At 69.4% G+C, this 5,466-nt stretch carries 2 protein-coding genes; both read left to right on the top strand.

What is annotated here, in order from left to right:
* On the top strand, positions 1–1,998 hold a 1,998-nt coding region (locus VEG08_05120), incomplete at its 5' end, for a hypothetical protein (GenBank protein HXZ27364.1).
* A 92-nt stretch (positions 1,999–2,090) separates the two neighbouring features.
* Positions 2,091–5,231, top strand: coding sequence for a tetratricopeptide repeat protein (locus tag VEG08_05115; GenBank protein HXZ27363.1), 3,141 nt, complete (start codon positions 2,091–2,093; stop codon positions 5,229–5,231).
* Positions 5,232–5,466 lie beyond the last annotated feature (235 nt).

The raw sequence follows: 5,466 nt of genomic DNA, 5'->3' as shown, positions 1-5,466 counted from the left end.
AAGAGCGCCATCTCGGTGGCGAGCGCCATCCTGGAGAAGGAGCCGGAACCGATCTCGAGGGTGCAGCCGCTGACCCCGCCGGCGCTGGAGCACGTGGTCAAGACCTGCCTGGCCAAGGACGCGGAAGAGCGCTGGCAGTCGGCGGCGGACGTGGCGCGGCAGTTGCACTGGATCAGCCAGTCCGGCTCGCAGGCCGGGGTGAGCGCGCTGCCGGTGAAGGCGCGGCGGCAGCATCGCGAGTGGCTGGGCTGGACGCTGGCGGTAGTGGGGATCGTGGCGGCGGTGGTGCTGGGCGCGCTCTATTGGAAGAGCGCGAACCGGCCGGAGCGGCGCATCAGTTCCCAGATCCTGGCGCCGCAGAAGACGCGCTTCCTGTTCAGCGGGGACACGGGGGGCCCGGTCACGGTCTCGCCCGACGGCGCCTGGCTGGCCTTCGTGGCGGTGGGCAGCGAGGGTCAGGCGCACCTCTGGGTGCAATCCCTGGACGGAGTGACCGTGCAGATGCTGCCGGGGACGGAGGACGCCACCTTTCCTTTCTGGTCGGCGGACAGCCGCTCGCTGGGCTTCTTCGGCGCCAGCAAACTCAAGCGCGTGGAATTGGCCGGGGGGCCGCCGCAGACGCTGTGCGATGCCCCCGGGGGCCGCGGCGGAAGCTGGAGCCGGGAGGGAGTGATCCTCTTCACCCCCGACACCCAGGAGGGCCTCTGGCGGGTCTCGGCCAACGGCGGCGCGGCCACGCCCGTGCTCAAGGTGGACCTGAAGGAGTACACCACCTACCGCTGGCCCCGGTTCCTGCCCGACGGCAAGCATTTCCTCTACGTGGCCGCCAACCACAACGCGCCCTCGGGAGAGAAGACAGGGGTGTTCTTCGCCTCCCTGGACGGGAAAGAGAACAAGCTGGTGGTCCACACCTTCGCGCAGGCGGAATACGCCCAGGGCGAGCTGCTCTTCCTGCGGGAGAACACGCTGCTGGCGCAGTCCTTCGACCCGCGCCGCGGAAAGTTGAGCGGGGAAGCGGCGCCGGTGAACGCGGAGGCGCAGTTCGACCTCTCCACCTGGCACGGTATCTTCTCCGCGTCGGAAACGGGAGTGCTGGCCTACCAGGCGGGAGGAGCGGGTGCCGGCACCCGCCTGATCTGGTACGACCGCTCGGGCAAGAAGCTGGGGACGGTGGGCGAAAGGCAGAGCTACTCCAACATGCGGCTCTCGCCCGACGGGCGCAGGCTGGCGGTGGCGGCGGGCGATCCCAACAGCGACATCTTCATCTTCGACCTGGAGCGGGGAGTCAAGACGCGGCTGACGTTCACCTCGGGCCTGCCCAACATTGGTCCTGTGTGGTCGCGGGACGGCAGCCGCATCCTCTTCGCCTCGAACCGCGCCAACCGCACCTTCAACCTGTACGAGAAGCCTTCGGACGGAACGGGGCCGGACGAGGAGTTGCTGCCCCCGTCTGCCTTCGACCGTAGCCCCTCGGACTGGTCGGCGGACGGGAAGTTCCTGGCCTATGCCCAAGACGAGAGCAAGCAGCAGGTCCAGACCTGGATTCTGCCGATGGAGGGGGAGCGCAAGCCGTTTGCCTTTTTGCAAGGCCCGTACCCCACGTTCGGCGCGGTTTTCTCCCCCGACGGACGCTGGCTGGCGTACCAGTCCTTGGAGTCGGGCCAGTTCGAGGTGTACGTCACGCGCTTCCCGGGCCCGGTGGGAAAGTGGCAGATCTCCAGCAGCGGCGGGCTCAGCCCGCGCTGGCGGCGCGACGGCAAGGAGCTGTACTTCATCACTCCCACCCGCGACCTGGTGGCGGTGCCGGTCAACGGCAGCGGCGCCAGCCTGCAGATCGGCTCGCCGCAGCGCCTGTTCACCACCGCCGGAGTCTCCAACCCGGACTTCGCCTATGACGTCACCGCCGACGGGCAGCGCTTCCTCATCAACAGCCTGGACGAGGATGCTTCCCAGCCCATCAGCCTGCTGGTGAACTGGCGGGCGGGGATGAAGAAGTAGTTTCTGGTTTCTAGTCTCTAGTGCTCAACTGGACCTCGGAGCTGAAGAAGCAGTCGGCACAGAACCGCCTCCCTCGGAAAGCAGAGCGCATCGTGTCTCCTCGTCGCCCTTTCGTCCTGCCGCTGGTGATGCTGCTGGCCTGCCTGCCGCTGGCGGCGCAGCAGGAGCGCTGGCAGGAACTGAACCGGCAGGTGGTGGCGCTGCACCAGCAGGGCAGGGTCGCGGAGGCGGTGCCGCTGGCGGAGGAAGCGCTGCGCGTGGCCGAGGCCAGCTTCGGCCCCGAGGACCCCGCGGTGGCCACCTCGCTGAACAACCTGGCGCTGCTCTACCGCGAGCAGGGCCGCTACGCCGAGGCCGAGCCGCTCTACCAGCGCGATCTCAGCCTGCTGGAGAAGTACCTGGGGCCGGAGCATCCGGCGGTGGCCACGGCGCTCAACAACCTGGCCGCGGTCTACGGCGCCGAGGGCAAGACGGCGGAGGCGGAGCGGCTGTATCAGCGCGCGCTGGCCATCCGCGAGAAGGCGCTGGGGCCGGAGCATCCCGACGTGGCTTCCTCGCTCAACAACCTGGCCGGGATCTACGAGGACGAGGGCAAGTACGCGCCGGCGGAGGCGCTGTATCAGCGGGCGCTGCGCATCCACGAGAAGTCTCCCGGGCCCGACTCTCCCGAGACCGCGATCAACCTGAACAACCTGGGCGAACTCTACCGCAAGCAGGGGCGCTACGCCGAGGCGGAGGCGCAATTGCGGCGCGCGCTGAGCATCCGGGAGAAGGCCCAGGGGCCGGAGAGCCCGCACCTGGCGCCGGTGCTGAACAACCTGGCGGCGCTCTACGTCGACCAGGGTCGCTACGGCGAGGCCGAGCCGCTCTACCAGCGCTGCCTGCACCTCGACGAGCAGGCGCTGGGCCCGGAGCATCCCGACGTGGCCACCGACCTGGGCAACCTGGCGCTGCTCTACAAGGATGAGGGCAAGTATGAGCCCGCGGAAGCGCTCTACCAGCGCGCGCTCCGGATCGACGAGAAAGCGCTGGGCCCCGAGCATCCGCACACCGCCTCCGATCTCGGCAATCTGGCCGTGCTCTACACCACGGAAGGCAAGTACGCGCAGGCGGAGCCGCTGTTCCAGCGGGCGCTGGCCATCCGCGAGAAGGCGCTGGGAGCGGAGCATCCGCAGGTGGCCACGGCGCTGAACAACCTGGCGGTGCTCTACGACGACGAAGGCAAGCCGGGGCCGGCGGAAGAGCTCTACCGGCGTGCGCTGGCCATCCGCGAGAAGACGCTGGGCGCCGCGCACGCCGACACCGCCCTCTCGCTGAACAACCTGGCCATGCTGTACTGGAAGCAAGGGAAGTACGAGCAGGCGGACCCGCTCTTCCAGCGCAGCCTGCGGATCGCGGAGGAAGCGCTGGGGCCGGAGCATCCGCAGGTGCAGGCGGCGCTGGGCAACCTGGCCGGGCTGCGTTACGCGCAGGGGCGGCCGGCGGAGGCGCAACCGCTCTTCGCCCGCGAATTCGACAGCCTCTTCCGCCAGTTCCAGTACCACTTCACCTACATGACGGAAAAAGACCGGCTGGACTTCCTGGCCACGCAGGCCAGCAGCTTTCCCGCCTACTTCAGCTTCGTCGAGCAGTACGAGGACAAGATGCCGGAGCTGGCGGGCGACATGTACGACCTGCTGCTGTGGGAGAAGGGATTCGTGGCGGGCAGCGAGACGGCGCTGCGGCGGCGGGTGGAAGCCAGCGGAGACCCGCAGGCGCTGACGCTGCTCGACCAGTTGGCGGCCAAGCGGGCGCAGATCGCCGCCCTCATCCAGCAGACGCCCAAGGACCGCGAGGCCTGGCGCCGGCAGATCGAGCAACTGCAAGCCGAGGCTGACGAGGTGGAGAAGGAGCTGGTGGCGCGCTCGGCCGCCTTCGCCCAGCAGAAGAAGCTGGAGCGCGTCACCTGGCAGCAGGTGCGCGCGGCGCTGCAGCCGGGAGAGGCGGCGGTGGAGCTGGCGCGCTTCGCCTTCCACGACGGCAAGACCTGGACGGACAAGAGCTACTACGTGGCGCTAGTGGTGACGGCCGAGACCCGGGACCATCCTGCCTACGTGCTGCTGGGAGAAGGCAAGCGGCTGGAGGGCAAAGCACTGATCGGGTTCCAACAGCAGGCGCAGGCGCGGGGCATGGAGAGCACGGGGCCGGCGGCGCTTCCGGGAGCGGAGGTCTACGACCTGTTCTGGAAGCCGCTGGAGCCGCTGCTGGCGGGCGCGAAGCGCGTCTATCTTTCGCCCGACGGGGCGCTCAACCAGGCGCCGCTGGGGCTGATCCCCACTCCCGACGGCAGGCTGCTGCTGGAAGAGTACGACCTGCGGCTGGTGTCGAGCACCAAGGAGCTGCTGCGGCCAGCGCCGGGGCCGGCCTCCAAGCTCGCCGTGCTGGTCGGAAACCCCGCCTTCGACCTGCTCCCGGCCGCGTACCGGGCCGCGCTGCAGAAGTTGGGTGCGGCCCAGGCGCCAGAAGCCGCCGAGGTCGCCATCCTGGCGCCCAGCCAGCGCTCGCGGGATCAAGGCGCGGGCGCAACCCTGCCGCCGTTGCCCGGCACCGGCGCCGAGATCCGGGCCGTGGACCAGCTCCTGCAGGAGCATCACTGGCAGGCCAAGAGCTACACCGGCGAGCGCGCCCTGGAGGAAGCCGTCAAGCAGGTACATGGTCCGCGGGTCCTTCACCTGGCCACGCACGGCTTTTTCCTCCCGGACCAGGGGGTGCGGAGGGAGCGGATGGGCCTCGCCGGCAACCAGCCCTCCGGCCTGGAAGACCCCATGCTGCGCTCGGGATTGTTCTTCGCGGGGGCCGACCGCGCCCTGGCCGGGGAGCCCGCCCCCGAGGACCTCGACGACGGCGTGCTCACCGCCTACGAGGCCAGCAACCTCAATCTGCAGGGCACCGAGCTGGTCGTGCTCTCGGCCTGTAACACCGGGCAGGGCGAGGTGCAGAACGGCGAGGGCGTCTTCGGGCTGAGGCGCGCCTTCGAGGAGGCGGGGGCGCAGGCGGTGATGATGTCGCTGTGGCCGGTGCCCGACCGGGAGACGCAGGAGCTGATGACGCGCTTCTATTCCAAGTGGCTGGCGGGGGTGGAGAAGCACGAGGCGCTGCGGCGGGCGCAGTTGGAAGAACGGGAAGTGGTGCGCCGGCGCTACGGGCGCGACCTTCCTTATTACTGGGGAGCGTTCGTGCTGGTGGGGAAGTAGGAGTGTCGTCGGTCGTCGGCTGCCGGTCGTCGGCCAAGAGGCCCCGAGCGGCCGACGTTTCCCTGTTCGGGCGGCAGGGCGCGACTTATAATGCGCGGACACTCCCCATGGCTCCCGGGCAGCTTTCCGCATGATCGGACAATCCATCGGGCAGTACCAGGTGACCGCCAAGCTGGGCGCGGGCGGGATGGGAGAGGTGTACCAGGCCACCGACACGCGGCTGGGGCGGGAGGTG

Source organism: Terriglobales bacterium, assembly GCA_035624475.1.
Classification (GTDB): Bacteria; Acidobacteriota; Terriglobia; order Terriglobales; family Acidobacteriaceae; genus DASPRL01.
This window is presented reverse-complemented; position numbering and strand designations above follow the sequence as displayed.